22 protein-coding genes and 1 pseudogene are annotated in these 18,573 nt (G+C 49.8%); 17 read left to right on the plus strand and 6 right to left on the minus strand.

Annotation, left to right across the window (positions count from 1 at the left end; all coding sequences use genetic code 11):
* The first annotated feature begins 94 nt into the window (after positions 1-94).
* Positions 95-478 carry an autonomous glycyl radical cofactor GrcA gene (gene grcA / locus OH773_RS05080; protein WP_183270239.1) on the plus strand — a complete coding sequence of 128 codons (384 nt, stop codon included), beginning with the start codon at positions 95-97 and terminating at the stop codon, positions 476-478.
* Between the two features lie 160 nt (positions 479-638).
* Here grcA and srmB read toward each other — a convergent pair whose 3' ends face one another.
* Positions 639-1,961 (minus strand): ATP-dependent RNA helicase SrmB, encoded by a 1,323-nt coding sequence (srmB, locus tag OH773_RS05085; protein WP_270143602.1) that lies wholly within the window; start codon positions 1,959-1,961, stop codon positions 639-641.
* Between the two features lie 133 nt (positions 1,962-2,094).
* Between srmB and trmN the strand changes: the two genes are divergently transcribed.
* Entirely contained in the window at positions 2,095-2,832 is a 738-nt protein-coding gene (gene trmN, locus OH773_RS05090; protein WP_270143605.1) for a tRNA(1)(Val) (adenine(37)-N(6))-methyltransferase TrmN, read from the plus strand.
* On the opposite strand, the gene nadB is transcribed toward trmN, so the two are convergent.
* Together nadB and OH773_RS05100 are read right to left on the minus strand one after the other, a co-directional pair.
* Positions 2,817-4,433 carry an L-aspartate oxidase gene (gene nadB, locus OH773_RS05095; RefSeq protein ID WP_270143607.1) on the minus strand — a complete coding sequence of 539 codons (1,617 nt, stop codon included), beginning with the start codon at positions 4,431-4,433 and terminating at the stop codon, positions 2,817-2,819. The genes trmN and nadB overlap by 16 nt on opposite strands.
* An 83-nt stretch (positions 4,434-4,516) precedes the next feature.
* Positions 4,517-4,801, minus strand: coding sequence for a hypothetical protein (locus tag OH773_RS05100; RefSeq protein ID WP_270143610.1), 285 nt, complete (start codon positions 4,799-4,801; stop codon positions 4,517-4,519).
* Between OH773_RS05100 and OH773_RS22405 the strand changes: the two genes are divergently transcribed.
* The 12 genes from OH773_RS22405 (at position 4,788) to acpS (ending at position 14,236) form a co-directional block, all read left to right on the plus strand.
* The gene (locus tag OH773_RS22405; RefSeq protein ID WP_370090880.1) at positions 4,788-4,844 is read left to right on the plus strand and encodes a hypothetical protein; all 57 of its coding nucleotides are present in this window, start codon (positions 4,788-4,790) and stop codon (positions 4,842-4,844) included. The two genes, OH773_RS05100 and OH773_RS22405, sit on opposite strands and share 14 nt — an antisense overlap.
* A gap of 22 nt (positions 4,845-4,866) precedes the next feature.
* Entirely contained in the window at positions 4,867-5,442 is a 576-nt protein-coding gene (gene rpoE, locus OH773_RS05105; RefSeq protein WP_016537822.1) for an RNA polymerase sigma factor RpoE, read from the plus strand.
* 31 nt (positions 5,443-5,473) lie between these two features.
* Positions 5,474-6,121 carry an anti-sigma-E factor RseA gene (rseA, locus tag OH773_RS05110; protein WP_270143614.1) on the plus strand — a complete coding sequence of 216 codons (648 nt, stop codon included), beginning with the start codon at positions 5,474-5,476 and terminating at the stop codon, positions 6,119-6,121.
* Positions 6,121-7,077: a sigma-E factor regulatory protein RseB gene (gene rseB / locus OH773_RS05115; protein WP_183270233.1), complete on the plus strand. Its 957-nt coding sequence runs from the start codon at positions 6,121-6,123 to the stop codon at positions 7,075-7,077. The genes rseA and rseB overlap by 1 nt, the downstream gene beginning before the upstream one ends.
* Positions 7,074-7,553 carry a SoxR-reducing system protein RseC gene (rseC, locus tag OH773_RS05120; protein WP_270143617.1) on the plus strand — a complete coding sequence of 160 codons (480 nt, stop codon included), beginning with the start codon at positions 7,074-7,076 and terminating at the stop codon, positions 7,551-7,553. Before rseB ends, rseC begins: the two co-directional genes overlap by 4 nt.
* 205 nt (positions 7,554-7,758) lie before the next feature.
* Positions 7,759-9,558, plus strand: a complete 1,800-nt coding sequence (gene lepA / locus OH773_RS05125; RefSeq protein WP_183270231.1) for a translation elongation factor 4 — start codon at positions 7,759-7,761, stop codon at positions 9,556-9,558.
* A gap of 14 nt (positions 9,559-9,572) precedes the next feature.
* Positions 9,573-10,547 carry a signal peptidase I gene (lepB, locus tag OH773_RS05130; protein ID WP_270143620.1) on the plus strand — a complete coding sequence of 325 codons (975 nt, stop codon included), beginning with the start codon at positions 9,573-9,575 and terminating at the stop codon, positions 10,545-10,547.
* A gap of 169 nt (positions 10,548-10,716) precedes the next feature.
* A complete protein-coding gene (rnc, locus tag OH773_RS05135) occupies positions 10,717-11,397 on the plus strand; it encodes a ribonuclease III (protein ID WP_034459305.1) in 681 nt (226 codons plus the stop codon).
* On the plus strand, positions 11,397-12,305 hold the full coding sequence (era, locus tag OH773_RS05140; RefSeq protein WP_183270229.1) for a GTPase Era: 909 nt from the start codon (positions 11,397-11,399) through the stop codon (positions 12,303-12,305). The genes rnc and era overlap by 1 nt, the downstream gene beginning before the upstream one ends.
* 4 nt (positions 12,306-12,309) lie before the next feature.
* Positions 12,310-13,047 (plus strand): DNA repair protein RecO, encoded by a 738-nt coding sequence (gene recO / locus OH773_RS05145; RefSeq protein ID WP_270143623.1) that lies wholly within the window; start codon positions 12,310-12,312, stop codon positions 13,045-13,047.
* A gap of 77 nt (positions 13,048-13,124) precedes the next feature.
* Positions 13,125-13,856 (plus strand): pyridoxine 5'-phosphate synthase, encoded by a 732-nt coding sequence (gene pdxJ, locus OH773_RS05150; RefSeq protein ID WP_270143625.1) that lies wholly within the window; start codon positions 13,125-13,127, stop codon positions 13,854-13,856.
* Positions 13,856-14,236 carry a holo-ACP synthase gene (gene acpS, locus OH773_RS05155; protein ID WP_270143627.1) on the plus strand — a complete coding sequence of 127 codons (381 nt, stop codon included), beginning with the start codon at positions 13,856-13,858 and terminating at the stop codon, positions 14,234-14,236. The genes pdxJ and acpS overlap by 1 nt, the downstream gene beginning before the upstream one ends.
* On the opposite strand, the gene OH773_RS05160 is transcribed toward acpS, so the two are convergent.
* On the minus strand, positions 14,233-14,493 hold the full coding sequence (locus OH773_RS05160) for a YfhL family 4Fe-4S dicluster ferredoxin (RefSeq protein WP_270143629.1): 261 nt from the start codon (positions 14,491-14,493) through the stop codon (positions 14,233-14,235). The two genes, acpS and OH773_RS05160, sit on opposite strands and share 4 nt — an antisense overlap.
* Before the next feature lie 55 nt (positions 14,494-14,548).
* Entirely contained in the window at positions 14,549-15,397 is an 849-nt protein-coding gene (locus OH773_RS05165) for a MurR/RpiR family transcriptional regulator (RefSeq protein WP_270143631.1), read from the minus strand.
* A gap of 91 nt (positions 15,398-15,488) precedes the next feature.
* On the opposite strand from OH773_RS05165, the pseudogene OH773_RS05170 reads away from it, so the two are divergent.
* From OH773_RS05170 to tadA, 3 genes and pseudogenes are all read left to right on the plus strand, one after another.
* A pseudogene (locus OH773_RS05170) lies at positions 15,489-15,645 on the plus strand (PTS transporter subunit EIIC); the annotation flags it as partial.
* Between the two features lie 9 nt (positions 15,646-15,654).
* Positions 15,655-16,287, plus strand: coding sequence for a phosphatidylglycerophosphatase C (yfhb, locus tag OH773_RS05175; protein ID WP_270145687.1), 633 nt, complete (start codon positions 15,655-15,657; stop codon positions 16,285-16,287).
* 222 nt (positions 16,288-16,509) lie between these two features.
* Entirely contained in the window at positions 16,510-16,980 is a 471-nt protein-coding gene (tadA, locus tag OH773_RS05180) for a tRNA adenosine(34) deaminase TadA (protein WP_442865672.1), read from the plus strand.
* On the opposite strand, the gene mltF is transcribed toward tadA, so the two are convergent.
* The gene (gene mltF / locus OH773_RS05185; protein WP_270143635.1) at positions 16,865-18,421 is read right to left on the minus strand and encodes a membrane-bound lytic murein transglycosylase MltF; all 1,557 of its coding nucleotides are present in this window, start codon (positions 18,419-18,421) and stop codon (positions 16,865-16,867) included. The genes tadA and mltF overlap by 116 nt on opposite strands.
* Between the last annotated feature and the right edge of the window lie 152 nt (positions 18,422-18,573).

An 18,573-nucleotide genomic window follows, 5' to 3' on the forward strand; every position in this document is an offset into this window, starting at 1 on the left:
AGTATAAAGATCAGTATCGCAACAATGGTTTTACCAATGAGCCAGTTTATGGCCCGAAATAGAATCACAAAATTAGCCCATAGGGAGAAATAAAATGATTACTGGTATCCAAATTACTAAAGCTGCAAATGATTCACTCCTGAACTCTATCTGGTTGCTGGACAGCGAAAAAGGCGAAGCGCGTTGTGTATGTGCTAAAGCCGATTTTGCAGAAGACGAAGTTGTCGCAGTGAGCAAATTGGGTGAGTTCGAGTATCGTGAAATCCCAGTTGAAGCAAAACCTGAAGTTCGTGTGGAAGGTGGTCAGCATCTGAACGTGAACGTTCTGCGTCGTGAAACGCTGGAAGATGCGGTTAAACATCCAGAAAAATATCCACAGCTGACCATCCGTGTGTCTGGTTATGCGGTACGTTTCAACTCGCTGACTCCAGAACAACAGCGTGACGTGATTGCTCGTACTTTCACTGCTAGCCTGTAATTTTTAAACTGTAGTTTTCAAAATATAGAAAAAAGCCGGTGGCCGTTGCACCGGCTTTTTTATGGGTTTGATTCAGTAACTGTTATGAAACGGTTAAAACACTGACTCTGATCGTAAAAAAACCGCCTCAATTGAGACGGTTTTTATATTCACTGACGAATTATTCAGCGGATTCGTTTTTTGCACTGCTTGGTTTGCGGCGTTTACCGACGTTCTTTTTATCGCGCAGACGGACTTTCACGCGCGGTTTTTCTTTGTCGTCTTTTTTCTTCTCTTCGCGCTTCGCGAGGACTTTCTTCGACGGCTTACCAGTGAGTTTCTCACTCGGCGCACGCGTTGTAGGACGCAGCTCATCAATGACACGCGATTTCATCGGTTCTTTCATGTAGCGAGTGACTTTGCCAAGCAGCAAATGGTCATGTGCTTCAACCAGAGAAATAGCGGTACCTTTAAGGCCAGCACGACCTGTACGCCCGATACGGTGCAGATAGATATCAGCGGTACGCGGCATGTCGAAGTTAAACACGTGGCTCACTTCTGGAATATCAATACCACGAGCGGCAACATCTGTAGCAATCAACACATTAACGCGGCCATCAGTCAAACGTTTGATAGCTTCGGTACGCTTCATCTGCACCATTTCGCCTTCGAGATAACAGGTATTGATACCCGCTTCACGCAGCCATGCTACTAATTCATGCACACGATCGCGTTTACGTACAAACACGATTGAACGCGTGGTATCCGGCTGTTGCAGCAAATGCACCAGTAGTGCAGTTTTATGCTCAACATTGTCCGCACGGTAGTACCACTGGTGAATTTTCTTACGCTCACGCGTTGAAGATGTGGCAGAAACTTCAACAGGGTCTTCTAACAAACGCTCTGCGAAATTCTTAATCGCATCGCCTTCAAGCGTCGCGGAGAACAGCATGGTTTGTTTGCGCCAGCGAGTTTCTGCAGCAATGGTTTCGATATCCTGCGCAAAGCCCAGATCCAACATGCGATCGGCTTCATCAAGAATCAGTGTCTCTACCGCACGGCAATCAAAGTTTTCTTCTTTGATGTATTGCAGCAGGCGACCCGTCGTTGCAACAACGATATCCTGGTTTTCGCTAAACACTTCAGCGTGGTTCATATAAGCCACGCCACCTGTGATGGTTGCGATATCAAGATGAGTATGTTTTGCCAGTTCACGAGCGTGATCGGCCACTTGCATTGCCAGTTCACGCGTTGGCGTGACGATCAAAATACGTGGTGGGCCAGATTTCTTACGCGGGAAATCGACCAAATGCTGTAACACAGGCAGCAAATAAGCGGCTGTTTTACCGGTACCGGTTGGAGCGGAACCGAGGACATCACGCCCTTCAAGTGCAGGTGGAATGGCGGCAGCCTGAATAGCTGTCGGGCGGGTAAAGCCCTTGTCCTGGAGCGCGAGCAACAAGCTCTCGTCAAGTTCCAGTTCGGAAAAAGTGGTTACAGTCATGGTCTTCCTCTTTGTAGGGCGCCGATTATAGACGTTATGGCTGCGATCTTCATCTGTTTGTGTGGGTAACTGACGCTTTTCCTGGCAGCAAGTTTCCCCTATGCTACTCCAGTTTCTCTACAGGGTAGCTAAGATGTGCAGTCAAAAAGTAGTTTTGCGTCGTGATGGATTCACCTTTAAACAGTTCTTTGTCGCGCACGATCGTTGCGCAATGAAAGTCGGTACAGATGGTACATTGCTGGGAGCCTGGGTTCCCGTCGCTAAAGTTAAAAATGTACTGGATATTGGCACGGGTAGCGGGTTGCTGGCGTTGATGCTGGCACAACGTACGCCTGATAATGTCACTGTTGATGCCGTAGAACTTGATCCTCTTGCCGCTGAGCAGGCCGCAGAAAATGCCGCAGGATGCAAATGGGCTTCACGCATCAATGTTCATTGCGCTGATATTCGTGAGTGGGCGCAACAAGCTACACAACGCTATTCGTTGATTGTCAGCAATCCACCCTTTTTTTCGCAGGGCAGTGATTGTGCATCCCCTGAACGTGCGCAGGCTCGATATACCACGACGCTTGATCACCAAGCTTTGTTGAGTAGTGCCACGCAATTGATTACTGAAGATGGTTTTTTCTGTGTGATTATGCCTGAAACGTCGGGAACGGCTTTTACAGAGCTGGCAAAGACACAAGGATGGTTCGTTCGTTATCGTACAGATATTGCAGATAATGAAACGCGGTTGCCCCATCGAGTGATGTTGGCGCTTTCGCCGACTGATGGGGAATATTTTACCGATCGTTTGATTATTCGTGGGCCAGACCAGCAATATTCCGAAGGTTACTGCGGCCTGACACAGGATTTCTATTTGTTTATGTAAAGTGGCGAAAGAATGCTTGGCCCGGAGTTTTCGGCCAAATCCGGGTAGTCCAGCGTGTAGTGTAAACCCCGGCTTTCTTTACGCATCATGGCGCAGCGTACAATTAGCTCTGCAACCTGCACCAGGTTGCGCAGTTCCAGTAAATTGTTCGACACACGGAAGTGGGAATAGTACTCGTCGATTTCCTGCTGCAACATGGTAATTCTACGCAATGCTCTTTCCAGGCGGCGCGTGGAACGTACAATCCCGACGTAATCCCACATAAACAGACGAAGTTCATGCCAGTTATGCTGGATAACCACCTGCTCATCTGGGTTGTCGACCCGACTGTCATCCCAGTCAGGCAACGACCTGGAAATGCGAGCGTATGGCATACGCTTCATTATGTCTTCCGCAGCGGACCAGCCATAAACCAGACATTCTAATAACGAATTCGATGCCATACGGTTTGCGCCATGCAGACCGGTATAAGTGACTTCTCCGATAGCATATAAGCCATCAACGTCAGTACGACCATTTTCATCGACCATCACACCGCCGCAGGTATAGTGGGCAGCGGGCACCACGGGTACGGGTTCTTTAGTCAGATCGATACCCAGCCCCATAAGTTTTTCGTAAATGGTTGGGAAATGGTGGCGCACAAACTCTTCTGGCTTGTGGCTGATATCCAGATACATGCAATCGGCACCCAGACGTTTCATCTCATGATCGATTGCACGCGCAACGATGTCCCGCGGAGCCAGTTCGCCGCGCTCATCAAAATCAGGCATAAAGCGGCTACCATCCGGGCGCTTGAGGTAAGCACCTTCACCACGCAATGCTTCGGTTAACAGGAAATTACGTGCCTGTGGATGGAAGAGGGCTGTGGGATGGAACTGATTAAACTCCAGATTGGCAACACGGCAACCTGCTCGCCATGCCATAGCTATACCGTCACCTGAGGAAATATCTGGATTAGTCGTATATTGATAAACCTTAGATGCGCCACCCGTGGCTAACACCACGGCTTTTGCACGACAGGTTTCCACTTTCTCTCGGTTACGGTTCCAGATCCAGGCCCCCACAACACGTCGCGTGCCGGGTAGACCTATTTTATCCGAAACAATAAGATCGACTGCGTTGCTACGCTCGATGACACGAATGTTTGGATGGCTCAATGCTTTGCCGACCAGCGTAGTCTCAACCTCTTTACCCGTGGCGTCTGCAGCATGGAGAATGCGGCGATGGCTATGCCCACCTTCACGAGTTAAATGGTAGCTTTCGGCGCCATTTTCCTGGATCTCAGTATCAAACAACACACCCTGATCAATTAACCACTGCACACAATGGCGTGCGTTACTGGCGACAAACTCTACCGCTTCTCGATCGCAAATTCCGGCGCCTGCAATCAGCGTATCTTCGACATGTGAATCGATGCTATCCGTTTCATCAAACACCGCGGCAATGCCACCCTGAGCATAGAAAGTCGAGCCTTCATTTATTGGCCCTTTACTCAGAACAATAACTTTGCTGTTTTCGGCAAGCCGTAAAGCCAGAGAGAGGCCAGCAGCTCCGCTACCGACGATTAATACATCACAAGCGAGTTCGGAATTTGCGTTCATCGTGTTTAATTTACTAAACAAAGGTTGGGCCAGCATATCACCCGATGTGGGCTGTAACACGCTTTTTTTAAACCTGAGTTATATCAACTAAACATGAGGAGGGTTTTACTCAGTTTCATCCGAATAATAGCGTTAATAAGCACTTTTTCGTGCCAGCTCACCGTTAGTGGCAGATTTTCTAATGAAAAATCATGATTCATGCGATACTCTGCATGAATATAGCGATCGCCTTTTAGGACAAAAAAGGTGTCACCGTTTGTGCCATGAAACTTATAATCAAGAAGAGATAATTCGTGGAACAGATCAGGAAAACAATGGCGTAATGGAACTTTGCTCAAATCGAGCGCTCCAACCGTGAACTTGCTCATTTATGCAGAGTTCGGATGGCTTTTCAATTACGCGTGGAAATAGGTTTGGGGAGATATTACCTCGGATGAGCGAGCAGTTAACGGATCAGGTCCTCGTCGAACGGGTCCAGAAGGGAGATCAGAAGTCATTTAATTTACTGGTGGTTCGCTATCAGCATAAAGTGGCGAGCCTGGTTTCCCGCTATGTACCTTCAGGAGATGTTCCTGACGTGGTACAGGAATCATTCATCAAAGCTTATCGCGCATTGGATTCATTCCGTGGCGATAGTGCGTTTTATACATGGTTGTACCGCATAGCGGTCAACACGGCAAAAAATTATCTGGTTGCTCAGGGTCGTCGTCCTCCATCAAGCGATGTGGACGCAATTGATGCGGAAAACTACGAAAGTGGCAGTGCATTGAAAGAAATTTCGAACCCTGAGAACTTAATGTTGTCTGAAGAACTGAGACAAATAGTTTTCCGTACTATTGAGTCACTCCCGGAAGATTTACGCATGGCAATTACGCTGCGGGAGTTGGATGGTTTGAGCTATGAAGAAATAGCCGCCATCATGGATTGCCCGGTAGGGACTGTCCGTTCTCGTATTTTCCGTGCGCGGGAAGCTATTGATAATAAAGTTCAACCGCTTATCAGGCGTTGACGATAGCGGGTTACTGGAAGGGTAATTAGGCATGCAGAAAGAACAGCTTTCCGCTTTAATGGATGGGGAAACTCTGGATAGCGAGCTGCTAAGCGTCTTATCACAAGACAAATCATTGCAGCAACGCTGGGAGAGCTACCACCTAATCCGCGACACTATGCGCGGCGATACCAGTGAATTGCTTCATTTTGATATTGCAGCCAATGTCATGGCGGCGATCGAAAATGAACCAGTGCGTCATGTCACGCCACTTATTACAGAACAACAGCCTGAACCTGAACAATGGCAAAAAATGTCGTTCTGGAAAAAGGTACGTCCTTGGGCCAGCCAATTGACTCAAGTGGGTGTTGCAGCATGCGTATCGCTTGCGGTAATCGTTGGCGTGCAGCACTATAATGGCCAATCTGACAATCCTGCTCAGCCTGAAGCACCTGTGTTCAATACTTTACCTATGATGGGTAAAGCGAGCCCGGTAAGCTTGGGTGTTCCTTCTGACAGTACCGCAAGCACTGGTCAGCAGCAGGTACAGGAACAACGTCGACGTATCAATGCTATGCTGCAAGATTATGAATTGCAGCGTCGTTTACACGCCGAGCAACTCCAGTTTGAACAGGCACAAACCCAGCAAGCTGCTGTACAAGTGCCAGGTAACCAAACGTTAGGAACTCAATCGCAGTAATGAAGCAACTTTGGTATGCACTGTCTCTTATGACAAGCAGCCTGTTGTTCAGCTCAAATGCCTCGGCGGACACTGTTTCGTCCGGGGCATTGTTGCAGCAGATGAACCAGGCGAGTCAGTCACTCAATTATGAGTTGGCATTTATCAGCATTAATAAGCAAGGGATAGAGTCCTTACGCTATCGCCATGCAAGGCTTGATAATCGTCCACTTGCGCAATTGCTTCAGATGGATGGCCCACGCCGAGAAGTTGTCCAGCGTGGCAGTGAAATCAGTTATTTTGAACCTGGACTTGAGCCATTTACGCTCACCGGGGACTACATCGTTGATTCGCTTCCATCAATCGTCTACACCGACTTCAAACGTTTGACACCTTATTACGACTTCATTTCTGTCGGACGAACGCGCATTGCCGATCGTCTGTGCGAAGTCATTCGTGTCGTGGCCCGAGACGGTACGCGATACAGCTATATGGTGTGGATGGACTCGGAAACGAAATTACCGCTGCGTGTTGATTTGCTGGACCGTGATGGTGAGACGCTGGAGCAATTCCGCGTTATCTCTTTCAACGTCAGCAAAGAAGCTAATGGCATGATGCAAAGTCTGGCGAAGGCGAATTTACCGCCGTTATTGTCAGTGCCTGGTGCTGAGAAAATCAATTTTACCTGGGCGCCAACTTGGTTGCCGCAAGGTTTTAGTGAAGTCTCCAGCAGCCGCCGTCCATTGCCGACCGTAGATGTTCCCATTGAATCACGCCTTTACTCTGACGGTTTGTTCAGCTTCTCGGTCAACATTAGCCGTGCTGCCAGCAATAGTACCGATCAGATACTGCGCACTGGACGTCGCACGGTGAGTTCTGAAATTCGGGATAAAACTGAAATCACTATTGTCGGTGAGCTACCGCCACAAACGGCAAAACGTATTGCTGACAGCATCAAATTCAGGACTGCACAATGATTAAGGAGTGGGCAACAGTCGTCTCCTGGCAAAAGGGTGAAGCATTGCTGAGTTGTGACGTAAAAGCGTCATGCGGTAGCTGTGCTTCACGCGCAGGCTGTGGCAGCCGTATTCTCAACAAACTCGGTCCGCAAACGAATCACACCTTATCGGTTGCTTGTGATACACCGCTGGTGGCGGGTCAAAAAGTCGAGTTGGGTATTGCTGAAGGTAGCCTGATAGGTTCTGCGTTACTGGTTTACATGTCCCCGCTGGTTGGTTTATTTGTTGTTTCAGCCCTGTTCCAGGCGCTGTTTGGTACCAACCTTGCGGCGATTTGTGGAGCTTTGATCGGCGGAGTGGGCGGTTTTCTTATCGCGCGCGAATTCTCATTGAAATTCAGTCGCCGTGAAACCTGGCAACCCGTTATTCTCAGCGTCGCGCTACCGCCAAATGCTCTAAGAGTCGAAACGACGACTTCTGCGGACAGCCAGTGACGTCTCCGCTGCCCGCAATCTTTTAGACACACTTTCCGTAGGTCTTTCATCTCTCAACTACGCTTGCAAGATGACCTGTTTCCTCGCTTTCTCGTTGTAGTGTAGAATGCGGCGTTTCAGGCAAAAGACAGCCATTGACATCACGCTCTGTACAGCGCATTGCGCCGAGCTTTCCCGGATTTGTAAGGCATAAAAACCTCTAACTATGAAGAATATACGTAACTTTTCTATTATTGCCCACATCGACCACGGCAAATCGACGCTGTCTGACCGTATTATCCAAATTTGCGGTGGCTTGTCCGATCGTGAAATGGAAGCCCAGGTTCTTGACTCCATGGATCTGGAGCGTGAACGTGGTATTACCATTAAAGCGCAAAGCGTAACGCTGGATTACAAAGCAAGTGATGGTGAAACTTATCATCTGAATTTCATCGACACTCCAGGCCACGTTGACTTCTCTTATGAAGTTTCCCGTTCTTTGGCTGCCTGTGAAGGTGCCTTGCTGGTCGTAGATGCTGGTCAGGGTGTTGAAGCTCAGACCCTGGCAAACTGCTATACCGCTATGGAAATGGATCTGGAAGTGGTTCCAGTCCTGAACAAAATTGACCTCCCAGCAGCCGACCCTGAACGCGCTGCGCAGGAAATCGAAGATATCGTTGGCATTGATGCAACAGATGCTGTGCGTTGCTCGGCAAAAACTGGCTTCGGTGTAACGGATGTTCTCGAACGTCTGGTCCGTGATATTCCTGGACCTGAAGGTGATCCGGACGCGCCCCTGCAGGCACTGATCATTGACTCCTGGTTCGATAACTATCTTGGTGTTGTCTCTTTGGTGCGTATTAAAAACGGCACCATGAAGAAAGGCGATAAGATCAAGGTGATGAGTACCGGCCAGGTTTATAACGCTGACCGTCTGGGTATCTTCACGCCAAAACGTGTTGATCGTGATGTGCTGGGTTGCGGCGAAGTAGGCTGGTTGGTCTGTGCAATCAAAGACATCCTCGGTGCACCGGTGGGCGATACCTTGACTCTTTCACGTAATCCGGCAGAAAAAGCGCTGCCAGGTTTTAAAAAGGTGAAACCGCAGGTCTATGCGGGTCTGTTCCCGGTAAGCTCTGACGATTACGAAAACTTCCGTGATGCGTTGGGCAAACTGAGCCTGAATGATGCGTCTTTATTCTTTGAACCAGAAAGCTCTACCGCGTTAGGCTTTGGCTTCCGCTGCGGCTTCCTGGGTCTGCTGCACATGGAAATCATTCAGGAACGTCTGGAACGTGAATACGATCTTGATCTGATTACCACAGCACCTACCGTAGTTTACGAAGTCGAAACCACCAGTGGCGAGACGATTTACGTAGATAGCCCGTCCAAGCTGCCAGCATTGAATAACATTGCTGAACTGCGTGAGCCGATTGCTGAGTGTCACATGCTGATGCCTCAGGAATATCTGGGTAGCGTTATCACCCTGTGTATCGAGAAGCGTGGCGTGCAGACCAACATGGTTTACCACGGTAACCAGGTTGCGCTGACCTATGAAATCCCAATGGCTGAAGTGGTACTCGACTTCTTCGACCGTCTGAAATCAACGTCCCGTGGCTATGCTTCACTGGACTACAACTTCAAGCGCTTCCAGACTTCAGACATGGTACGTGTTGATGTACTGATTAACGGCGATCGCGTTGATGCCCTGGCGTTGATTACTCACCGTGGTAACTCGCAGTTCCGTGGACGTCAGTTGGTCGAGAAGATGCAAGAACTCATCCCTCGCCAACAGTTCGACATTGCCATTCAGGCGGCGATCGGCGCACATATCATTGCGCGCTCAACTGTTAAACAGTTACGTAAAAACGTCCTGGCAAAATGCTACGGCGGTGACGTAAGCCGTAAGAAAAAGCTGTTGCAGAAACAGAAAGACGGTAAGAAGCGTATGAAGCAAGTCGGCAACGTCGAACTGCCTCAGGAAGCCTTCCTCGCCATTCTGCATGTCGGCAAAGACAGCAAATAAATTAAGGAGTTGGCATGGCGAATATGTTTGCGCTAATCCTCGTGATAGCGACGCTGGTAACCGGTTTTCTATGGTGTATTGATAAATTTATCTTTGCGCCAAAGCGTCGGGAAAAACAGGCGGCAGCGCAAGCTGCCACTGGCGATGCACTTGATAGCAAAACGCTAAAAAAAGTTGCACCGAAACCAGGCTGGTTAGAAACGGGGGCATCCGTATTCCCTGTGCTCGCTATTGTCTTGATCGTTCGTTCTTTTATTTACGAACCGTTCCAAATTCCATCAGGATCAATGATGCCAACATTATTAATTGGTGATTTTATTCTGGTGGAGAAATTTGCATACGGTATTAAAGATCCGATTTACCAGAAAACGCTAATTGAAACGGGTCATCCTAAACGTGGCGATATTGTGGTGTTCAAATATCCACAAGATCCGCGTCTTGATTACATCAAGCGTGCAGTCGGTTTGCCGGGTGATCGTGTCAGCTACGATCCTGTCGCTAAAGAAGTGACTGTTCAGCCAAATTGTAGTTCAGGTCAGGCGTGTGATAACGCACTGCCAATCACTTATAGCCATGTGGAGCCAAGTGATTTTGTGCAGACCTTTGCGCGTCGTAACGGTGGTGAAGCAAACTCTGGTTTCTTCCAGTTGCCGTTGAACCAGACCAAAGAAGACGGTATCCGCCTGTCTGAGCGCAAAGAAACACTGGGAGATGTGTCTCACCGCATTCTGACCGTGCCAATTGCACAGGACCAACTGGGTATGTACTACCAGCAACCTGGACAACAACTGGCGACGTGGATTGTACCGCCGGGTCATTACTTCATGATGGGTGATAACCGCGATAACAGCGCTGATAGCCGTTACTGGGGCTTTGTTCCTGAGGCGAATCTGGTGGGTAAAGCGACTGCAATCTGGATGAGTTTTGATAAACAAGAGGGTGAATGGCCAACGGGTGTTCGTTTAAGTCGTATTGGCGGAATTCATTGATCAATTAAATCCATTCAAGTGACGACATACCTTGTCGTTGCGTATAGAATATCCCCCCGTATTAGGTTGGCTCCCGAAAGGGAGCCACGGCAAACGAAACAGCGTTGGTTCTTTTTTTCAGGTCTGTTCCGTGTGCTGAATAATTGACGCATTCATTAATTGGTATCGCATGAACCCCATCGTAATTAATAGGCTGCAGCGTAAGCTGGGCTACACTTTTGTACATCAGGATCTGTTGCAACAGGCATTAACGCACCGCAGTGCCAGCAGCAAACATAATGAGCGTCTTGAGTTTTTAGGCGACTCCATTCTTAGCTACGTTATTGCAAACGCGCTATACCATCGTTTTCCTCGAGTAGATGAAGGCGATATGAGCCGTATGCGTGCGACGCTGGTACGCGGAAATACGTTGGCAGAAATTGCCCGCGAATTTGAATTAGGCGAATGTCTGCGCCTTGGGCCGGGCGAATTGAAAAGCGGCGGTTTCCGTCGCGAATCTATTCTGGCCGATACCGTCGAAGCCTTAATTGGTGGTGTGTTCCTCGACAGCGATATCCAGAATGTTGAGCGTTTAATTCTTTCCTGGTATCAATCTCGTCTGGATGAAATTAGCCCAGGCGATAAGCAAAAAGACCCTAAGACGCGTCTGCAAGAGTATTTGCAGGGTCGCCACTTACCGCTGCCATCTTATTTGGTTGTGCAGGTTCGTGGTGAAGCGCACGATCAGGAATTTACCATTCACTGTCAGGTGAGTGGCCTGCCTGAGCCGGTGATTGGTACCGGTTCAAGCCGCCGTAAAGCGGAACAGGCTGCAGCTGAGCAGGCGCTTATCAAGCTGGAGCTGGAATAATGAGCGAAGAACAAACCTTTTGCGGATTCGTGGCCATCGTTGGTCGCCCGAATGTCGGCAAATCCACGCTGCTAAACCAGTTGCTTGGGCAAAAAATCTCTATCACTTCTCGTAAAGCGCAGACCACTCGTCACCGCATTATGGGTATCCATACTGAAGGCCCGTATCAGGCGATTTACGTCGATACCCCAGGGCTGCATATGGAAGAAAAGCGTGCTATCAACCGCTTGATGAACAAAGCGGCCAGCAGCTCCATCGGTGACGTTGAGCTGGTTATCTTCGTGGTTGAAGGCACTAAGTGGACCGCAGATGATGAGATGGTGCTCAACAAGCTGCGTGACGCTCGTGCGCCGGTTATTCTGGCGGTCAACAAAGTTGATAACGTCCAGGATAAAGGCGTTTTGCTGCCACATCTTCAGTTCCTTGGCAGCCAGATGAACTTCCTCGATATCGTACCGATCTCTGCTGAAAACGGTATGAACGTGGATACTATCGCCAGCATCGTGCGTAAACGTCTGCCGGAAGCGACTCATCACTTCCCGGAAGATTACATCACTGACCGCTCACAACGTTTCATGGCATCTGAAATCATCCGTGAAAAACTGATGCGTTTCCTCGGTGCTGAACTGCCGTATTCTGTGACCGTTGAAATCGAGCAGTTCGTGTCTAACGCCCGTGGTGGTTATGACATTAACGGCCTGATTTTGGTTGAACGCGAAGGCCAGAAGAAGATGGTGATTGGCAACAAAGGCGCCAAGATCAAAACCATCGGTATCGAAGCACGTAAAGACATGGAAGAGATGTTTGAAGCCAAAATCCACCTTGAACTGTGGGTTAAGGTTAAATCCGGATGGGCAGATGACGAGCGCGCGCTGCGTAGCCTGGGTTACACCGACGATTTGAAATAAGAAAATGGAAGGCTGGCAACGGGCTTTTGTCCTGCATAGTCGCCCCTGGAGCGAAACCAGCCTTCTACTTGACCTCTTTTCTGAAGAGTCCGGGCGTGTTCGCCTCATCGCGAAAGGCGCTCGTTCTCGCCGCTCTAACCTTAAAGGGACGCTACAACCCTTTACCCCCTTGCTGGTTCGCTGGGGCGGTCGTGGTGAAGTCAAAACACTGCGAAGCGCCGAAGCTGTCTCACTGGCACTCCCTCTTAGCGGTATCACGCTCTACAGCGGCCTGTACGTGAATGAACTGGTTTCACGCGTGCTGGAAGATGAAACGCGCTTCTCTGAATTATTTTTCGACTACCTTCACTGTATCCAGGCATTAGCGGGAACCAGCGGTTCACCGGAACCGGCTTTGCGCCGTTTTGAACTGGCGCTGCTGGGGCACCTGGGTTATGGCGTGGATTTCTTACACTGTGCAGGCAGCGGGGAAGAAGTCAGCGACACCATGACTTACCGCTATCGTGAAGAAAAAGGGTTTATCGCAAGCCTGGTGGTGGATAACCGCAGCTTCACCGGGCATGAATTAAAAGCTCTCGCGAACCGTGAATTTCCTGATATCGCAACCTTACGGGCTGCGAAACGCTTTACTCGTATGGCATTGAAACCCTATCTGGGTGGCAAACCCCTCAAAAGCCGCGAGTTATTCCGTCAGTTTGCGCCCAAAAAACCACCACTTAAATCACCTCAAGACCCACAATAACGCCTGGTCGTAGCCATGCTTTCCTTACCGGGTGTAAACTGCCGAAACTCAAACCTATTCTGAACTCGAGGATTGTCATGGCTGAATTACTGTTAGGCGTAAACATTGATCACATCGCAACTTTGCGTAATGCACGCGGCACGGCATATCCAGACCCGGTGCAGGCGGCATTTATCTGCGAGCAAGCAGGCGCTGACGGTATTACGGTTCACCTGCGAGAAGATCGTCGCCACATCACCGACCGCGATGTCCGCATTCTGCGCCAGACCCTCGATACGCGTATGAATCTGGAAATGGCTGTCACTGAAGAGATGATTGGCATTGCTTGTGAAACCAAACCTCATTTTTGTTGCCTGGTGCCTGAAAAGCGTCAGGAAGTGACGACGGAAGGTGGGCTGGATGTCGCGGGGCAGCTTGATAAAATGCGTGATGCCTGCAAGCGTTTGGCGGATGCCAATATTTTGGTTTCCCTGTTTATTGATGCCGACCACGCACAAATTGATGCCGCTGTAGCCGTTGGCGCACCGTATATCGAAATTCATACCGGCTGCTACGCGGATGCAAAAGACGAAGTGACTCAGGCGAAAGAGCTGGCTCGAATCGCTGAAGCCGCAACCTATGCCGCAGGAAAAGGCCTGAAAGTGAATGCCGGACACGGTCTGACTTATCACAATGTTCAAGCTATTGCCCGTCTGCCTGAAATGCATGAATTGAATATCGGTCATGCCATTATTGGCCGTGCGGTAATGAGCGGTTTGAAAGAAGCTGTGGCAGAAATGAAACGTCTGATGCAGGAAGCGCGTAGCTAATGGCCATTCTCGGCCTTGGCACTGATATCGTTGAGATAGCGCGTATTGAAAGCGTTATCTCGCGATCGGGTGACCGACTGGCGAAGCGTGTACTCAGTGCCAACGAATGGCTGCAATACCAGGCACACCAGCAACCGGTGCGCTTTCTTGCTAAACGTTTTGCAGTAAAAGAAGCGGCGGCCAAAGCCTTTGGTACCGGGATACGTAACGGTCTTGCGTTTAATCAGTTCGAAGTGTTTAACGACCCGTTGGGTAAACCGCAGCTACGCTTTTGGGAAGAGGCCGAGCGAGTCGCGCAAAGAATGGGCGTGCGTTCGGTGCACGTCACGCTTGCTGATGAACGGCACTATGCCTGTGCGACGGTGATTATAGAAAGCTAGAGCTTATCGGCGTGGTGCAACTGGACAAACTTATCCCACAGTTGCTCTTCGTTTTCGATGCGCGCTGGATCGCTGATGATGGTGTTTGGGATCGGGCAAACTTTCTGGCAGGTAGGCGTTTCGTAATGTCCGACGCACTCGGTGCAACGATCGGCGTTGATCTCATAAATACTGTCCCCCATGGAAATGGCTTCGTTCGGGCACTCCGGCTCGCACATATCGCAGTTAATACATTTTTTAGTGATGAGCAGCGCCATGGGAAGATCTCAGAAACAACAGAAACAGGGCGGGCATTATACGCCCAATCTCTGATCAAACCAGTTTTTTTACCAGGGCTTCACTGTGGCGGATACGCTTCGGTGCACGCTCTAGATCCCGTTGTACTAACGCCATAAATAGCAAATCGGTCAGCATCATCTGCGCACTGGTCGATGAAATTGCCGCGCTACGCGTCGCTTGTTCTTCGGCGATGGTATACAAGCACAGAGTTGCACGTTGTTGTAATGCGTTGGGGGTAAAGCCGGTAATGGCGAGGATTTTTGCCCCTGTGCGCAAAGTTTCGTCAGCGGCGAGATTTATCTCACGCCGTTCACCAGAATAGGAAATCGCCAACAGCACATCGTCACTATTTGAGGCTTGCGCCGTTGCCAGTAATGCGTGCATGTCTTGCTCCGCCACGGCATTAATGCCAATTTTCATCAGCTTCCAGGCAAAATTCTTAGCGACCAGGCCGGACGCGCCAATTCCTACCAGCAGCACGCGTCGTGCATTTAGCAACATGTCCACGCTCGCCAGCAGCTTTTCTTCGCTGTTGACATCAAGTGTGGCATGCATCGCCGCCAAATTATCCTTAATGAGCTTTTCACCCACTAAGCGCAGCGGGTCATCACCCAAAATCAGATTATGAACTGGGACGGATTGTCGTTCCTGATTGCTGGCGAGCGCTTCACTGATCGCCAGTTTGAGGGCTGGAAAGCCTTTGAAACCCAACTTTTGGGAAAACTTCACCACGCTGGACTGGCTCACACCCGCTTCGGCGGCGAGCTGCTGTGAACTTAAATGACGTGCGTAGTCGGGCTTCTCCAGCAAAAAGTCAGCCAGTCTACGGTCGCTTTGTGCCAGGGTTGGGTAGCGGCTTCGAATACGCAGTAAGCAGTTCATTTCCTCTCCAGTCAGTCGGGGCAATTATGTGAGCGACGCCATAGTAACGTAAATATTGCTTGCCATGATATCGGTGCATGCTTGGGCGATGCTAATCAGTTACTGGAACGTGGCGATTGTTATGACCTTTAGCATTTCAGGTTAATGTTGCCGGAAAAGTGATGTTCTATCTGTTAGGCTTTCTGATAGCGGTAATCGCCGGGTTCTTATTTACATGGTTTATGGGCTTTAATGATCCAGAGGAGTAACGTTTGGCAATTCAGAGTGAGCGTCGGGTGGTTTTTTTCGATTTAGATGGCACCTTGCATCAGCAGGATATGTTTGGCAGCTTCTTGCGCTACCTGCTGCGTCATCAACCCCTCAATCTGTTACTTGTCGCGCCGCTCCTGCCGGTGATAGGTGGCGCGTTGCTGATAAAAGGACGCGCCGCTCGCTGGCCGATGAGCCTGTTATTGTGGGGCGCAACCTTTGGTCACAGCGAGGCGCGCCTCAAACAACTGGAAACGAATTTTGTCACATGGTTTCGCAGCCGTGTGACCGCTTTTCCCGTGGTACAGCAGCGCCTGACCGATTACCTCACCAGTTCAGATGCTGATGTGTGGTTGATTACCGGTTCTCCGCAACCGCTGGTGCAGCAGGTCTATTTTGATACGGCGTGGCTGCCAAAAGTTAAGCTTATTGCCAGCCAAATCAAACGCTCCCACGGTGGGTGGGTGCTCACATTGCGATGCCTGGGGCATGAAAAAGTATCTCAGCTCGAACAGCAGATTGGCACGCCACTGCAACTTTACAGTGGCTATAGCGACAGCAATCAGGACAACCCCTTGCTCTATTTCTGCCAACACCGCTGGCGTGTGACGCCGCAAGGGCAATTGCAACAGTTGGAATGATGCTATTTCGCCTCATATAAGATCTATCTATACCCAAAATAATTCGAGCTGCATCGCGGCGGCAAATGAACGAATCCCGATGAGCTTAGTTAACTAAGTGATTCGGGTGAGTAAATGCAGCCAACAAAGATGCAGTTTGAAGTATGACGGGTATATAATGCGCCGCCCAAATCTAGCCCGGAGACTCCCTTGTCAGAAAGCGAATTTACCCATGAACACTGGATGCGTCATGCATTGACTCTCGCTCGTCGTGCATGGGAAGAAGGCGAAGTTCCGGTTGGTGCGGTGTTGGTGCATAACAACCAGGTGATAGGTGAAGGCTGGAACCGCCCTATTGGCCGACATGACCCCACAGCGCATGCGGAAATTATGGCGCTGCGTCAGGGCGGTTTGGTGTTGCAAAACTATCGCCTGCTGGAAACCACGCTGTATGTCACCCTTGAGCCTTGCGTAATGTGCGCAGGGGCGATGGTTCATGGCCGCATCGGTCATTTGGTGTTTGGCGCGCGTGATGCCAAAACCGGCGCAATCGGATCGCTAATGGACGTGCTGGGTCATCCTGGTATGAATCACCAGGTTACGGTGACTGAGGGCGTTTTGGCAGAAGAGTGTTCGGCCATGCTGAGTGATTTTTTTCGAGCCCGCCGTCTTGAGAAAAAGGCCCTAAAGGAAAAGGCCCGAAGCTCGGAATAGCCAACTCAACGGGCGCAACGACTGGATACGCCTCGGCATATTTAAGCTCTTGCGCTTCCTGCTTCTCTTTCTCGAGCAAGTACCCCACCAGGCTGATGTAATATTTCCGGATATTCTCCACATACGCATACGCTTCATGACCACGGGCGTATCCATACGTTGTTTTCGAGTAATACTGTTTTTGGCTAAGTAACGGCAGCCGTGTTTTTACATCTGCCCAACTATCCGGATTGCCTTTTTGTTTTGCCGTCAACTGGCGGGCATCAAGCATATGGGCATAACCCATGTTATAAGCCGTCAGCGCAAACCATATCTGTTCATCCTTTGGCACACTGTCAGGGACTTTTGCCACCATATCCTTCAGATAACGGCTTCCCCCTTCAATACTCTGCTCTGGATCCAGCCGGTCGGTGACACCGAGGCTTTGGGCCGTATTTTTGGTGAGCATCATCAAACCACGCACACCGGTTGGTGAGGTGGCCTGGTTATCCCAGTGTGATTCCTGATAAGAGATGGCCGCCAGCAAACGCCAGTCAAGTTCGGTGGCATACTTTTCGAATAATGGCTGAAGCTCAGGCAGCACGGCATCTACCGCTTTCAGGAACGTACGGGTATCGACGTAATCAAAATCCCCAACGTGGCCGAGATATTTTTCTTCCAGGCGTGCGAACGTGTCGTCACTGTTGAGTCGGTTATAAAAGTCGAGCAGGGCGGCGGACAGGCTGTCGTCGCTGTCTAACGCGCTAAACCAGGTTACCGGCTGTTCGTCGGTAATGTCCAGGGCGACAGCAAGCTGCGGATGAACGCGCTGGAAGGTGCTGATCGCAACAGAATCGGCAATAGTAAACGGGATTTTCCCTTCCACCACTTGCTGCAACAATTCTGTGCTGCTGTGTTGCTCATCAATACGCCAGCTCAAATCCGGGTATTTTTGTTGTTTAAGTTTATTCAACGCACTCAGAGATGTGACACCAGGCGAAAGCACCAATTGGTTTTCTTTAATGCCAGCCAGTGTCTTAGGGCGCGGGCTGCCCATGCGATAAACCATCTGCTGTGAAACGGAGTAGTAAGCCGGGCCTGCACGGTAATGCTGACTGCGTTGTGTGTCGTACACCAGACCCGCAGCGATAATATCGGCCCTGCCATTATCAATGTCGTCGAACAGTTCTTGAATATTTGGGCGAACAGTCACTTCCAGCTTTACGCCGAGGTAGTGGGCAAACTGCTCTGCTAACTCATAATCCAGGCCAATCTGTTTGCCCTGATAAAGGGTATAGGTCAGCGGCGACTCAATTGTACCGACGCGCAGAACTCCCCGCTCTTGAATGGCGGCGATGCGGTTTTCGGCTTGTCCGAACCAGGGAATGGAGGGCCATAGCGCCACTGCCAGCAACACGGTTACGGCACCGATAAGCAGATAATTAAATTTAAATCTTTTCAAATAGTTAATCTGCGTCGAGGCGTCGAGTCTTAGCTAACAACAGGCTTCAAAAATGGAGGCTATACAATAAGGTGTGGCGCATTTTGCTTAACAAAACGCCACTGTGCAACTTATTCAACATTTCTGGTTAAATTATCATCACAAAAAAGTAA

Source organism: Buttiauxella sp. WJP83 (assembly GCF_027594725.1).
GTDB classification, from domain to species: domain Bacteria; phylum Pseudomonadota; class Gammaproteobacteria; order Enterobacterales; family Enterobacteriaceae; genus Buttiauxella; species Buttiauxella selenatireducens.